The organism is Leptospira kanakyensis, from assembly GCF_004769235.1.
In the GTDB taxonomy this organism is placed as follows: domain Bacteria; phylum Spirochaetota; class Leptospiria; order Leptospirales; family Leptospiraceae; genus Leptospira_A; species Leptospira_A kanakyensis.
In genome coordinates, this window is record NZ_RQFG01000016.1 from 152,557 (window position 1) to 167,396 (window position 14,840).

A 14,840-nucleotide genomic window follows, 5' to 3' on the forward strand; every position below is an offset into this window, starting at 1 on the left:
ACTTATAAGTGAATCAAGTATTTTTCACTGAACGAACATCCAACTCTTCCAACTTTGTGGCAGAGTAAATGAGCACTTGGGCAATATAATAGGTGATCATAATTCCCATGGAAGCCGTGAATCTGTCCATTTCCGGTTTTAGAAACATAGAATATGCGATTAAAGAATCGGAAAGAATAAAGACCAATGCACCGAGAAGGCCAAGATAAAATGGTTTGGACACAGAATTTCTGGCAGCCGCTCGCCAACCCATGAGACAAATCGCAGAAATATAAACTCCTACCGGAATGAGAAGTGATCCAAGTTTAGGTACCAAAACCAAAAAGAAGGAACTACCAAAAAGTAAAAACGGCACCGCTAGGATGGGTTTGATTTTGGAATCCAAAGTGAAGGCATAGGAATAAATCAATTGTGCAATCAGAAAGGAACCAAGTCCAAACACAAAAAATCCTTCTTTGGGGAGAGCAAGAAAACTATCACCAAAAAGAGAAAACACAAGACCCACAGCCACCAATTTCCCACGTTTTTCCAAACTCGGGAAGTAACGAAACAACGCTACGATGAGAATGAGGATCGGGATGATTTTTGATGGGAGATAAAAAACATCCTGTTTTGTGATCGTAGCGATCGCAAAAAGATGCACAATAGAATAGAGAACAAACAAAACAATTTCTTTAGCCATATTTCTTACTTTACAGGGAGATCATTCTCGAGATTTCATCAGATGAAAGCCCGAGTGATCAGCCTATGAAACAAACACGACCCTTGTCCATCCTTTTCTTAATCTGTCTCTTATGGAGCCAAAGTTTGTCCGCAAGAGAAGTCCCCTCTGGTGGCGAAATGTTAATTGATTTGATAGTGGCAAGGCCCATGGGCCTCGCTGGTACCGTTCTCGGAACCGCCGCATTCATCGTTGCTACCCCTTTCACACTGCTATCAGGAACATTTATACAATCAGGGAAACGTCTAGTCGTTTATCCGGCAAAATTCACCTTCACACGTGCGTTAGGTGACTTTCCTGGATACATGGAAGATTACCAAATCGTAGAGGAATAAATTGAACGAATTTTTATTTTCAGACTTCGCTGAAGTTTCCACTGAGGATTGGAAAAACCAAATCCTCAAAGACCTAAAAGGGAACCCTTGGGACAAAGTCACTTGGGAAACAGAAGAAGGTTTCAAAATCGAACCCTTCTACCGCAAAGAAGATATCACTGACCTCCCCCGAGTTTACAAACGAACCAATGGTTGGTTGGTCACAGAAACCGTAACTTCCGAATCCGAACTTTCTGATCTTTCCAAAAAAGGGGCCGATGCTGTGGTTCTTGTGGGGAATGGGCAAACTGGAAAACCATCCGGATTAAAAATCACTTCCTCTGGAGATTTAGAAAGATTGGCGGGCCTTACGGGGAATCTCCCTCTCGTCGTTTCTCTCGGGAACCAAACTGCCAGTTTTTCCGACTCTCTGAAAAAACTCACACTTTCGCATAACATCGTACTCGGTGACTTTGACCCTTACGGCTCTGCTCTAAAAGATGGGGAACTAGGAATCGAAGAAAACACAATTGGTAAAACTTTCTCTTCGCTTGCGGGAACCAAAGGGTTTGCCGGTGTTGGAATCCATAGTTACTTTTTGCGTGATGCCGGTGCCTCTATTGGCCAAGAACTAACTTATTCTCTTTCTTGGGGTGTAGATTACTTAAACCGCCATCTTGATGCCGGTGTCGGAATCGAAGATGCTGCCGCAAACATTTGGTTTTGGATGGGAATTGGTTCCGACTACTTCACGGAAATTGCAAAATTTCGTGCATTCCGTATCCTCTGGACAGAAATCTTAAATGCTTACAAACCAGGACTTGGAGAATCACTCCCAGCACTCATCGTAGCAAGGACATCCAATTTCCAATTCACGGCTTACGACCCTTATGTGAATATGTTACGAGGAACCACTGCGGCGATGTCTGCGGTGATGGGTGGAGCTGATTTTGTTTCTGTATTGCCGTTTGATTCCGAATACTCCGCACAACAAGAGTTAGGCAAACGAATCGCTAGAAATTCACAACTCCTTCTTCGTTATGAGTCATACCTTGATAAGGTGGAAGACCCAGCAGCCGGATCTTATTATTTAGAAGTCCTCACTAAAAAATTAGCGGAATCTGCCTGGGCAAAATTCCAGGGCCTGGAGAAAGATGGTGGTTTTGGAGAGGCCTTAAAAAAAGGTTCCATCCAAAAAGACATCAGTGATCGGGCTGACAAAAAAAGAAACTCTCTCGCTACGAAAAAAGAAATTTTACTCGGAACAAACCAATACCCTCTCCCTTCCGAAAGACATCCCGAACTAAAAACTTCCTTGGAAGAAACAAACGGCCAAATCAATCCGAAAAAACAAACAACCTATGCTTCTCTAGTCTCAGTTCGTCTTTCTTACGAATTTGACAAATGGAGAAATCTTACAGATGCCCATGTGGCAGCAGGTAAAAAACTTCCTAAAATATTTTTACTCACCATTGGCGATCTAACCATGCGAAAAGCTCGCGCTGGTTTTAGTTCCAATTTCCTCGGTTGCCTTGGGTATGAAATTGTTGACAACTTAGGAATTGTTTCTGTCAAAGAAGGAGTTGCGAAGGCAAAAGAACAGGGATGCGAAATCGTTGTCCTTTGTTCGTCTGACGAAGAGTATGCGACCTACCTTCCTGAATTTGTCTCGGAAATGAAATCCCAACTCGCCAATTCTTGGAAACTACTTGCAGGATATCCAAAAGATCTCATCTCCCAAGCGGAATCACTCGGAATCGACGACTTCATCCATATGAAACGAAACATCGTGGAATTTATGGAAAAAGCCCAAACCAAATGGATCGGGAAATAAAATGAACAAACCTAATTTTGCAAATACCCCTCTTTCTTTCAGTTCAGGGAAACCAGATCCAAAATCCATTTCCCTTTGGCAAACGGCAGAAGGCATTTCCATACAGTCTCGTTATGCGAAGGCTGATTTGGAAGGGATGGAACATCTAAATTATGCTGCAGGGATTCCTCCTTACCTACGTGGCCCTTATTCCACGATGTATGTGAACAAACCTTGGACTGTGCGCCAATATGCAGGGTTCTCCACTGCCGAAGAATCCAATGCCTTTTATCGTAGAAACTTAGCTGCCGGGCAGAAAGGACTATCTGTTGCCTTTGACCTTGCCACCCACCGTGGTTACGACTCTGACCATGACCGTGTGGTAGGCGACGTGGGGAAAGCCGGTGTGGCCATCGATTCGGTTCTCGATATGAAAATCCTCTTCGACCAAATCCCTCTGGACCAAATGTCTGTTTCCATGACCATGAATGGAGCGGTGATTCCAGTGCTTGCCTTCTACATTGTGGCGGCAGAAGAACAAGGAGTTTCCAAAGACAAACTTTCCGGTACCATCCAAAATGATATTTTGAAAGAGTTTATGGTGCGGAATACTTACATTTACCCACCCAAACATTCCATGAAAATCATTGCTGATATCTTTGGTTATACTTCCAAGTACATGCCTAAGTTTAACTCCATTTCCATTTCTGGATACCATATGCAAGAAGCGGGTGCCACTGCTGATTTGGAACTTGCTTACACACTTGCTGATGGATGGGAATACATCAAAACAGGAATTGCTTCTGGGCTTTCCGTGGATGAGTTTGCTCCTCGCCTATCTTTTTTCTGGGCGATTGGAATGAATCATTTTATGGAGATCGCAAAGATGCGGGCGGGAAGGCTTCTTTGGGCAAAGATCGTCAACCAGTTCCAACCCAAATCCACAAAGTCATTGGCTCTACGAACTCACTGCCAAACATCGGGTTGGTCTCTCACCGAACAAGACCCTTTCAACAACGTAGGAAGGACTTGTATCGAAGCAATGGCCGCAGCCCTAGGCCATACGCAGTCCTTACATACAAATGCCCTGGATGAAGCCATTGCCCTACCTACTGACTTCTCAGCAAGGATTGCACGAAATACACAGATTTATCTCCAAGAAGAAACCAATATCCACCGAGTCATCGACCCTTGGGGTGGTTCTTTCTATGTAGAAAAACTCACAAATGATTTAGTCCAAAAAGCTTGGGCCCTCATCACCGAAGTACAAAAGCTAGGTGGAATGGCAGAAGCCATCGAAACAGGAATTCCTAAGATGCGAATCGAAGAAGCATCTGCCAGAAAACAAGCCCGTATCGATTCTGGAAAGGATGTGATTGTGGGAGTGAACCGGTTCCGTTTGGATAAGGAAGCTCCTCTTGATATTTTAGACATTGATAATACTGCGGTTCGTATTGCCCAAATCAAACGTTTGGAACAAATGAAAAAAGATCGGGATAGTTCTGCCGTAGAAGCTGCGTTAAACGCAATTACCAAATGTGCAGAAACCGGTGAAGGGAACCTTCTCGAACTCGCAGTGGATGCTGCACGAAAGAGAGCCTCTCTCGGTGAAATTTCTTATGCCATGGAAAAAGTATTTGGGAGGTACAAAGCTGTGATTCGTTCTATCTCTGGAGTGTATTCCTCTGAAATTTCCGAAGACAAAGGGTATATCGAAGCAAGAGACCTTGCGGATGAATTTGCAAAATTAGAAGGCCGCCGTCCACGGATCATGGTTGCCAAAATGGGACAAGATGGCCACGACCGTGGTGCCAAAGTGATCTCCACTAGTTTTGCGGATATGGGCTTTGACGTTGATATCGGGCCTTTATTCCAAACACCTGCTGAAGTCGCCAAACAAGTGGTAGAGAATGATTGTCATATTTTGGGAGTATCATCTCTTGCTGCCGGTCACAAAACTCTAGTCCCACAAGTGATTGAAGAGTTAAAAAAACTCGGAGCAGAAGATGTACTCGTGGTTGTGGGTGGGGTGATTCCTGCGCAGGATTATGACTTCCTCTACAAATCGGGTGCTACAGCGATTTTTGGACCAGGGACTGTGATTTCAGAAGCTGCCAAACAAATTCTGAACATCCTTCTCGGCGAAAGAAGAGCCGCTTAAATTCCAAACAATACAGGACTGGGAAACCGTTCCACCAAACACCGATTTGTCTAAACAACAATCGGTGTTTTTTCGGATGATACACCAATAGAAATTCAAACGATATGGAAACACCGAACGAGGACATTGGCAAAAAGGAAAAGGGTGCAGAAGGTGCGAATCCAAAATCGGCACTTTCCGTAAACCCAGGTGTCGCCGATGCCCCTGCGATTTCTCCTTACATTCGTGACCAAAGAAAAACCCTAAGCCGTAAGGAAATCTCAGCGGAAGAACTAGCAGCCGGCATTCTTTCGGGAAACCGCACCCACCTCTCCAAAGCCATCACACTTGTGGAAAGTAATTTAGAACTCCATAATGACAAAGCGCAGGCCGTCCTAGAGCTTGTGATGCCAAAGATGGGAAATTCCATCCGCATCGGAATTACAGGTGTTCCTGGTGTTGGTAAGTCTACCTTTATCGAAAGTTTTGGAAGTTACCTTCTGGAACAAAATCACAAACTCGCTGTCCTTGCCATTGATCCCAGTAGCCAAAGAACCAAAGGTTCTATCCTTGGTGACAAAACAAGGATGGAAATTCTTTCCAAATCAGAAAATGCATTCATTCGTCCATCACCTAGCAGTGGTTCTTTGGGAGGAGTTGCTAGAAAAACCCGCGAATCCATGTATCTCTGTGAAGCAGCCGGATTTGATACTATCATCATCGAAACTGTGGGTGTCGGACAATCCGAAACCCAAGTCCATTCCATGGTGGACTTTTTTTTACTACTGATGCTTGCCGGCGCGGGAGATGAACTCCAAGGGATCAAACGTGGGATTATGGAAATGGCGGATCTCATTGCCATCAATAAGGCAGATGGACAAAATGAACCTTTTGCGATGCGTGCGCGGGTTGAATACGAATCGGCCTTACATCTTTTTCCTGCACCTGAATCCAAATGGACACCTAGGGCCACCACTTGCAGTGGGATCGGTGGAAAAGGAATCGATGAAATTTGGAAGTTGGTTTTAGATTATATTTCTACCACAAAATCAAACGGACATTATGCGAAGAATAGAGAGAACCAAACCCGTATGTGGTTTGAAGAAACTCTTAGAGAAGTGGTACTAGAACAATTTTTTATGCGTCCAGGCAAAAAAGAATCCATCATGGAATCGGAAAAAAAGCTGATGGCGGGCCAATCCACTCTCTTAAAAGAAATCAAACATCTAACAGGCAAATAAAAAAACACCACCGAGGGGTCACTCACGATGGCGCTTGCACGGGCAAATAGATTGTCAAATGGAAATCGTTCGCTAGTACCAATCAAAGAATAGGAAAGACTGGTATCCAAAGATATATTCTAGCGGGGCTTTAGGGAATTGTCTATCTACCAAATGGTATAAAAAATTACAAAATCCAATTCATCAGAAACACGAGAGCAAAGTACACACCGAACCATAGTACAAACCTGAGTTTGACCCAAAAGATAGAGATCCAATCAACGGACTCAGTTCGCGTTTGTATGTATTTGGGTGAGTCGATCCTAGTATGATATCTGAAATCCTAGGGTTTGTCCATTTACCAGATGGTATAATTGTGCGAAACAAACCTTTCAAAAAATTCCGAATTGGCGGGCTTTTTTCACCATCTGCACTCTGGTGTTGACTTGGAGTTTTTTATAGATCGTTTTGATCTGTTGGCGCACCGTACCCACGGTAGTTCCAAAAAGAGAGGCAATTTGGTAGGGACTATCCCCTTCTACGATCAGTTCTAAGATTTGTCTTTCTCTGGGAGTGAGAACTTCAACACCAACACTAGAAGGATCAGATAAAACTTGGGGTTTACGAAAACTTAACAACACTTTTGCGGCGATAGAAGGTGAGATCACACTCCCCCCATCAAGTATAGTTTGGATGGTATCATGCAGGGAGTCTAATTCTGATTTCCAAATATAACCGGAAGCCCCATTCCTAAGGGCAGAAAAGATAGCGTCATCTGTTTGTAAGGAAGAAATCACAAGGCTCTTTCTAGACTCAGTTGTATGATAGGTTTTGAGGACATCGATCCCACTCATCCCAGGAAGGCCAATGTCTAAAATCAGAAGGTCCCATTCTTTGGGCGTATCCTCTGCCCAAAACGCTTCAGCGGAATTCCAAGTTTTTAACTGGAGAGATGGATTCTCTTCTAAGACACCACAGAGAGAATGTAAAAAATCCACATTGTCTTCGATGATACCAATGGAAATGGTTTTCATAAATCAAAAACTCCTAGGGGAAGTTTCATATCTATTTGATAGGGGAATTCTGTGATTTTGATTTCCCCACCCAAAGTTTTGATTCGTTGGTATAATCCGCGTTCGCCGATTCCAAGGATAAAAACGTTTTCCTCTTGTTGGTTTTGAGTTTTAGATTTTTTTTCTGGGTTCTCTATGCCCTTTGGTTCTGTAAAAAATCGAAATTGTAAATGATCCAACATACGTTCGATCTTCCAAGTGGAGATCCCTTCTCCATACCGTAAGTCATTCGTTGTAATCTCTTTAAAAATCTGAAGGATATGGTGTGCCATTTCTGGATCTTTAATTTTAATGATAGGATCTTCAGCGGAGCCTACCCACTCTAAGTTAACATTCCGACCTGCTAGTTTGTATCTTTTTTTAATGGATAATTTCAAACCGTCTAACAACGATTCCTGAAACAATTCTCTTTGGTCTTCTTCTTGGACTTGAGTCCGTAAAGATTGGAGTGCAGACTCAGATAGTTGTTTTAATTTCTGTAATTGGATTTCGGTGATTTCCTTTGGAGTTTTTTCAAGTTTTTGCGTTAGTATCACCAAATCTGTCAGTTGTGAACCCAAACTATCGTGGATGTCTTGGAAAAAAGTTCTTCGTTTTTCTTCTAACAACATCCCGCGATAAGCCGCAATGTATCTGGTTCGAAACCACCAATGGTTCAAAAAGAAAGCCACTAAAAACAAAGGGAAAATGGTCGACATCTCTCGCCATGTTTCGAGTGGAATCACCGTTTGGTTGGCAAAATAAACCCTGATGATGTATATCAAAAGAACCACTGACCATTCCAAAATGTACTGCCAAACAAGGCCTGGATAAAAGAAAGAAGAGGTAGCAAGTAAAGCTGTGATGGTTAACCAATTTCTGGGATCAAAATAAGGAATGGAAGGATCATGAAAACCTGTTTCAATCTCCACCAAAACCAAAAGGAAAAAAGTCAATCGGACAATGATAGGGGCAAATCCAAAGAACCTTCTAAAAAAAAAGGAAGTCGAAACTAGGATGACACTGAGAACAAGTTGGATAGCAGATAAAATACAATTGGTTTGGTCTGGGGCATTCCATTCCAAATACACACTTTGGATGTAAGCCAAACAATACGCAAACCCCAAGAAATAAAGTTTACTAATAATTTCTGAATAAACAGCGAGGAGAGAAATCGGTTCGAGAGGGATCCCACGAAAAAAACCAGATAACCTTTGAAACATATAAGTTCTACCAAATCACCAAACGTTTGCGGGAAGTAGAAAAATACAGATTATACTTCTAATCGACCAATATGTTCTAATAAAAGTTTTTCGTCATCGAGAAACAACTGATTGAATTCGAGTCCTACTTCGTAGAAGGCACCTTCTCCGAATTCTTCCAAACGAACCACCTTTGCTTTTGGGTACAAAACGTACTTAACATCAGGAAAACGTAATTCTAATTCCAATCTCGTGCCAAGAGGCATGGGTTCTTTCGTTCGGAATAAAAGTCCACCTTCAGAAATATCTTGAGATTCTCCTTCTCCCTTGTCTTTGGGTAAAAACTGTGCGGAGCCTGCTCCCGATTGGATCACTCGGTATGTGAGATGGACTTTTTCGGAGATTCGTTTGTAAATTCGGCGTTCGCTGGACATGTAAGCAAGAGAACACCGAATTCAAAGTTTGGGCAAGTTTAAATTTATGCCCTAGAATCAGTAAGTTTTGAGGTCAGCCCTCTAAATCCTCCGGCCGGATTTCATAATCAGGACGGAAAGCTCCCTCAATTTTTTCACGGAGGCGGTCAATGTATCCAAACACTGCTGGCACCACAATGAGCGTGATGAGAGTGGAAAGGACAAGTCCCCCAATGATCGCAATCCCCATGGCTGTTCTTGACTTAGAAGCCTCACCAATTCCGAGAGCAATTGGCAAAGTTCCTGCAATCATCGCAAGGGATGTCATTAGGATAGGACGGAGCCGTTTGGATCCAGCGTCAAAGATGGCTTCATCTCTTGTCATTCCATGTTCTTTCATGGCAAGCATAGCATGATCCACAAGTAGGATGGAGTTTTTGGCAACAAGTCCCATAAGTAGGATGAGTCCAATCATACTGAATAAATTCAACATCTCTCCAGTCATAGCAAGAGCAAAGAATGCTCCCGAAATGGCAGGAGGGATCGCGAATAAAATCGTAATCGGAGTGATAAAGGATTCATACAATGAAGCTAACACTAGATAGATGAAGATAAGCGCCATTCCAAAAGCAAGGATGATGTTTTGTAAAAGTTCCTTAAAATCCTCCGATTGGCCCACAAAGGAATAGCTGATTCCCGGCGGCGGCGGAAGTTTTTCTTTCAGAATCTTTGTTGCTGCCTCAGAAGCAGAAGCTATCGCGCCACCCGGTGCAAGGTTTGCATTGATTGGAACCACTCGGGATCTGTCTTCTCGGATGATCCTTGCCGGAGAACTACTTTCTTTTCCATCAGCAATGGCGCTGAGTGGAATGAGTCGGTTTTGGATGTTTGGCACTCGAGTTTCATAGAAAGACTTACGTAAGTTTCTTTGGTCTTCTTTCAAACGAAGCCTTACATCATACTCAATTCCATTTTCCAAATACTTAGCCACTTCCCCACCTTCAATATGGTATCGAAGTTCAGCACCCATAACACCAGCGACCACACCCACGGTTTGCATTTTCGCACGGTTTGGCACCACTTGGAATTCTGGTTTTCCTGTGCGGTAAGTTGTGTCCACGTCCGTAAGGTCAGGAATTTTTCGGAGCTCTTCCATAACTTTAAAGGAATACGCTTCCAGGTCTTTTAGATTCTCACCCTTTAGGTTTAAGTTGAATGGGTATTGAACCCCACCACCAATCGCCGAATAGTCGTTCACTTTCGGTCTTGCTTGAGGGTATTGTTTTAAAAATTCACGAACCTGGTCTTTGACATCTCCTGTCGTACGGTTTCTATATTCAGAAGGGAGAAGCGCTACACCGATGGTAGCAATATTGGATTCTCCATCACTGTTACCAACAACGGTTGCGAGGAGATCCATCTCAGGCACAAATTGGATGATGGCATTTTGAATGTCTTCAACAACTTCTGTGGTTCCTTGTAAGGAAGTTCCCGGAGCCATCTCTACGTTCACCATAAACTCACCTTGGTCGTTCGCTGGCAAGAAGGTCTTTTTCACAAAAGCAAGTGAGAAAATACTAGTTACTAATGTGAGGAAGGTTAATAGAATGACTGCCCATGGTTTTTTTAGGGCAAAGTTCATGATAATTCCGTACATTCTGTCCAGAAAGTCTTGGAATTTATCAAAGTTACGTAATACAATGTTTTTCTTTTTATGGATGTCGGTTTTTCCTGCAAAGTAAGCAGATAACATTGGCGCCACTGTCAGACCATCAAAAAGAGAAATGATCATCGCAAAAACAACGGTAAATCCAAACTGTTTGAAAAACTGACCGACAATCCCCGATAAAAATCCAATCGGAAGGAATACGGCAATGACTGTTAAGGATGTTCCAATGACAGCAAGAGTTACTTCTTCTGTTCCTTTCCTTGCCGCAACAATGACAGATTCCCCTTCTTCTAATTTCCTGAAGATATTTTCCCTGACCACAATGGCATCATCCACAAGGAGTCCTACAGCAAGGGAAAGTGCAAGAAGAGTCATTACGTTCATGGTAAAACCCATGGCATACATAATGATAAAGGCACCTAACATTGAGTTTGGTAAAGCCATACCCGTGATGAGGGTGGAACGAATGTTCCCGAGGAAGAGATACACAACAATAACAGCAAGTAAAATCCCAAGAATGATGGCAATGGTAACGTCTTCAATATTGGCACGAATCCATTTGGATCCATCGCGGATGAGAATGACCTTAGGAGCACCTTTTAAGTCTTTGATCTGTGCGTTGATGGAATCAATTTTTCCAAGAATTCCATCGGCAACTTCAACCGTATTGGCGCCGGATTGTTTGTAAACATCCAGAAAGAGAGCTTTCTTTTGAACTCTTTCTTTTTTGGGAGGTTCATATTTAAAAAGTAGTTTCCCAATGACCGATGGTTCTTCGTGTTCTTCGGTTTTGATAGGAGCATACAACATACCCACCGTTTGGCGGTCTTGTAAAGTATCCTTAACTTGGCCTAAATCCCGGACAAGCACTCCCCGTCCAAATTCACCGCCGAAGGAAACCACTGTGTTTTCAATTTGAGATAAGGATTCGTATTTAGCAACGGTACGAAAAGATGTTTCTTTATCGCCACCTTCTACCTTTCCGGCAGGGATATTGACACCTGAGTTTTTGATTTGGTTTCCAATTGCAAGGGCTGGGACTTGGTAAGAATTGATTTTGTTACGATCCAGTTCGATGTGGATTTCCCGACGAGAACCCCCAATGATTTTTACAGCACCTACGTTGTTGACCTGTTCTAATTTGGTTTTGATTTTTTCCTTTGCCAAATCATAAAGTTCCCCTTCCGGTAAGTCCGCAAAAAGAGAAATCCTCATGATGGGTTGGTCGGATGGGTCAAACCTTTGCACCAGTGGCTCTTTGGAGGATTCAGGAAAGAGTGGTTTCACACGGGCCGTTTTGTCCCGAACTTGTTGTTCGGCATATTTGATGTCTGTCGTGAGGTTGAATTCCGCGAACACCATCGAGATCCCTTCTTGGTTTCTGGATGTGATCCGTTTCAAACCTGAGATGGAACTGAGTTCCTCTTCCAAAGGTTTGGAAATGGACGTTTCTATTTCCTCAGGCCCTGCCCCAGGATACACAGTCGAAACCACGACAAAGGGAATGTTGATGTCGGGGAAAAGGTCGACACCGATTCGTTTCAGTGAGATGAATCCCGTGATCACCATAATGATGACCAATGACGAGATGAAAATGGGTCGTTTGATCGAAAAGGAAGCTATACTCATAAAACTCTTTCTCTATTTGAGCAATTTATATTCTTGAAGGCACGCAATACCGGAGCTCTCTCTGTAAGTAGACAGCAATGTTGACTTACTATTCAAGATTTTTGTGCGATTTTCAAATTTTTCTTCTACAAAACTATCTGGACAAACATCACTCAATAAAAGAACAGAATCAAAATCTGTCCATTCTTTCCATCGATATTTATTATCATTACGCACCATTCCCTGTTTATAGGTCTTCAGTTTCATGGCAAGATCGAAATCCGAGGCAAGCACACGACCTTTAGAACCATATTTTTCTTCAAAATGGAAGGCATTGATTAGGATGTATTTTTTCTCAGATGATATCTGTTCGGCGATTTCTCTCGCTGGTTGGAAATCACTGGCATTCATCCCACGGTAACAAAACATTTTGTTCTCAAAAAAATTCCCAGAAAGAATCCCTTGCGAATATAAAGAATTCGAAAACACAAAAACAGATGTGAGTAGAAATACGGAAACAGAAGTGATCCTTTCTATTTTTGTCTCAGCTAACTCATACAAACGCAATATCCATAGAAAACTCACAAGCCCAATCGCTGGGATGAACTGCAATACATGCCTTGGTTGTTTGTTTCCCGTAGTGAGTTCTAAAATCAGAAGTTCGAGAAAAAGAACAAGAGTTCCCGCAAGGAGTGGATCCTTTAGTTTGTTTTGGAATTTGGTACCTCTTCTAAATACAAAATAAAGAAGAGAAAGAATAGAAAATATAATGAGAGTGCGGAATCCCCAAATAAAATCAAAAACTCCAGGAACAGAGGGATCGAGTCCCGGTTCCGTCCAAAGGGTTAAGAAAAAACTTCTAGTGTATGCATTTACGATCATTTGGGCATCGATGAGAGCATTCACCCGATCAGGATTCATAAATAACCAAAGAAAAGCAGGAAATATTGCATAAACCCAGAGAACTACGGCTGTTTTTGGAAATACTTTTTTGATTTCATCGCGTTTGCGGAAAAAATATACAGAGAGATCCACAAACAAAACAAAGGTGATTCCAAACATAAATTGTTTGAATCCTTTTTGGTTGAGATTGATTTTTGTGACCACTCGTAGCACTGGTAAAGAAAATACCATGAGCACCACAAAAATTAGATAAACTAAACGCAGTCCCCTCGCATAATGTTTTAACAAATAAAACAAGGCATCTTTGTATAACCCTGGAGATCTTACTAGTTCATAGGCAAAACATGCCATAAAAAATAAAATCCCGTATGGGTATTTGGTAAAATAAAACCCAAAGAGAGAAAAGAAAACCAACCACTTTGTCCCAGAATCAATTTCTCTTTCGCGATTGTCCACATCATACAACCGGAAGATGGCATAAACGGAAAACAAAAGAAAAAACATAGACTGTGTTTCTAACATCGAAGAAAGAGAATATGCTGGCACTTCTCCTGTTTGGATGGTGAGGATTAAGATCAGACCCGAAAGAATCCCCGACCAAAGTATTGACTTTGTTATGCGAAAAACAATATAAACTAAAGCGGGATAAACTAAAATTAAAAATAAAAGCCCTAAAAAAGAATCGCGATAGGTTTCGTAAGCATCGATCGGTAAATAAAGTGTAATAAAAGTTAGGATATAACGAAGGGGTGGCCAGGTAGGACTTTCCAAAAAAGGGACGATCCCCTTAAACCAATGCCCCGTACGAAAATCGACATACTGGTCGAGCACTTGGTTCAGTCTGATATTTTCATCCCAAGATAAAAAATCTTTGTTGGGACAGAGATTGAGAAATGTCTCCCAAGATTTCGTAGCATAGAACACTACCAAAGAAACACCTAAAACGATAAAAATGAGCCCAAAAAAACTGGGAAGAATGTCTTTTGCCTTCATACCAACCTTTGGAATCATTCTTTCTTTAGGGTGGACTGAGAGGCAACCGAAGTTCTTTTTCTGCAATTTTTCTCTTTGATTGTTGTCCAAGGTAAAGAATTCTGTCCGTTAGAAGGTTCCTAAAATGCAAGATTTCGTAGACCTTGGGGAAAAGATCATATTCCTCGTTATGTTATTTGCGAGTATTCTCGCAATTGCCGTATTTATTGAAAGGTTGATTGTTTATAAACGTAATTTTAACAAAGAATCAGAGTCGCTTCTGGATTCACTCACTCTTCTCATCCGCCACAGAGACCTAAAAGGCACTGAGAAATTATTAGAGTCCCACCCCATGGAAAATTCCTATTCTAGGTTCATCCATTTTGTTTTAGAACGGGAAAAGGAAAATCACAAGGGACTTATGGAGCTCATGGAAGGAAAAATTCTCAAAGAACGTTTGAGTCTGGAAGAAAGACTTCCTATCTTAAACACTCTTGGAAATAACGCACCCTTCATTGGTCTTTTGGGAACGGTTCTTGGTGTGATCAAAGCTTTTTATGGACTGGGAACACTTGGTAATTCGGGAGCCGAAGTGGTGATGCGTAGTATCTCCACTGCCCTACTAGCAACTGCTGCGGGTTTAGCTGTTGCCATTCCTGTGGTGATTGCAAATAACTACTTCACTCGCAAAATGAAACTAATCCTTGGACATTTGGAAATCCTTTCCAAAGAAATCCATGCCAGTTTTGTCACGAGTGGAAAACACAACCAATCTTCCAGTTCGACACCTAACATTCATCACTGATAAGATCA

The 14,840-nt window shown here is 42.1% G+C and carries 11 protein-coding genes; 5 read left to right on the forward strand and 6 right to left on the reverse strand.

Annotated features, from left to right (window positions below):
- Nucleotides 1–13: 13 nt before the first annotated feature.
- Nucleotides 14–682 (reverse strand): lysoplasmalogenase, encoded by a 669-nt coding sequence (locus EHQ16_RS11890; protein WP_135601038.1) that lies wholly within the window; start codon nucleotides 680–682, stop codon nucleotides 14–16.
- Nucleotides 683–747: 65 nt separating this feature from the next.
- On the opposite strand from EHQ16_RS11890, the gene EHQ16_RS11895 reads away from it, so the two are divergent.
- The 4 genes from EHQ16_RS11895 to meaB all read left to right on the forward strand — a co-directional run bounded on the left by EHQ16_RS11895 (nucleotide 748) and on the right by meaB (nucleotide 6,229).
- Entirely contained in the window at nucleotides 748–1,056 is a 309-nt protein-coding gene (locus EHQ16_RS11895) for a hypothetical protein (protein WP_244242059.1), read from the forward strand.
- Between the two features lies 1 nt (nucleotide 1,057).
- Nucleotides 1,058–2,869, forward strand: coding sequence for a methylmalonyl-CoA mutase family protein (locus tag EHQ16_RS11900; protein WP_135631961.1), 1,812 nt, complete (start codon nucleotides 1,058–1,060; stop codon nucleotides 2,867–2,869).
- Between the two features lies 1 nt (nucleotide 2,870).
- Complete coding sequence (gene scpA / locus EHQ16_RS11905; protein WP_135631960.1) at nucleotides 2,871–5,009, forward strand: methylmalonyl-CoA mutase; 2,139 nt, start codon at nucleotides 2,871–2,873, stop codon at nucleotides 5,007–5,009.
- Nucleotides 5,010–5,113: 104 nt separating this feature from the next.
- Nucleotides 5,114–6,229 (forward strand): methylmalonyl Co-A mutase-associated GTPase MeaB, encoded by a 1,116-nt coding sequence (gene meaB, locus EHQ16_RS11910; RefSeq protein WP_135631959.1) that lies wholly within the window; start codon nucleotides 5,114–5,116, stop codon nucleotides 6,227–6,229.
- A gap of 371 nt (nucleotides 6,230–6,600) precedes the next feature.
- Here the strand turns inward: meaB and EHQ16_RS11915 are convergent, their stop codons facing one another.
- The 5 genes from EHQ16_RS11915 to EHQ16_RS11935 form a co-directional block, all read right to left on the reverse strand.
- Nucleotides 6,601–7,242 carry a response regulator transcription factor gene (locus EHQ16_RS11915; protein ID WP_135631958.1) on the reverse strand — a complete coding sequence of 214 codons (642 nt, stop codon included), beginning with the start codon at nucleotides 7,240–7,242 and terminating at the stop codon, nucleotides 6,601–6,603.
- Nucleotides 7,239–8,483 carry a sensor histidine kinase gene (locus EHQ16_RS11920; RefSeq protein ID WP_135631957.1) on the reverse strand — a complete coding sequence of 415 codons (1,245 nt, stop codon included), beginning with the start codon at nucleotides 8,481–8,483 and terminating at the stop codon, nucleotides 7,239–7,241. The genes EHQ16_RS11915 and EHQ16_RS11920 overlap by 4 nt, the downstream gene beginning before the upstream one ends.
- 50 nt (nucleotides 8,484–8,533) lie before the next feature.
- Nucleotides 8,534–8,896 (reverse strand): PilZ domain-containing protein, encoded by a 363-nt coding sequence (locus EHQ16_RS11925; RefSeq protein ID WP_135631956.1) that lies wholly within the window; start codon nucleotides 8,894–8,896, stop codon nucleotides 8,534–8,536.
- A gap of 73 nt (nucleotides 8,897–8,969) precedes the next feature.
- Entirely contained in the window at nucleotides 8,970–12,173 is a 3,204-nt protein-coding gene (locus tag EHQ16_RS11930) for an efflux RND transporter permease subunit (RefSeq protein ID WP_135631955.1), read from the reverse strand.
- A 12-nt stretch (nucleotides 12,174–12,185) separates the two neighbouring features.
- A complete protein-coding gene (locus EHQ16_RS11935; RefSeq protein WP_135631954.1) occupies nucleotides 12,186–14,066 on the reverse strand; it encodes a hypothetical protein in 1,881 nt (626 codons plus the stop codon).
- 106 nt (nucleotides 14,067–14,172) lie between these two features.
- Here EHQ16_RS11935 and EHQ16_RS11940 point away from each other — a divergent pair, with 106 nt between their 5' ends.
- Nucleotides 14,173–14,832 carry a MotA/TolQ/ExbB proton channel family protein gene (locus EHQ16_RS11940; RefSeq protein WP_135631953.1) on the forward strand — a complete coding sequence of 220 codons (660 nt, stop codon included), beginning with the start codon at nucleotides 14,173–14,175 and terminating at the stop codon, nucleotides 14,830–14,832.
- The last annotated feature ends 8 nt before the right edge of the window (nucleotides 14,833–14,840 follow it).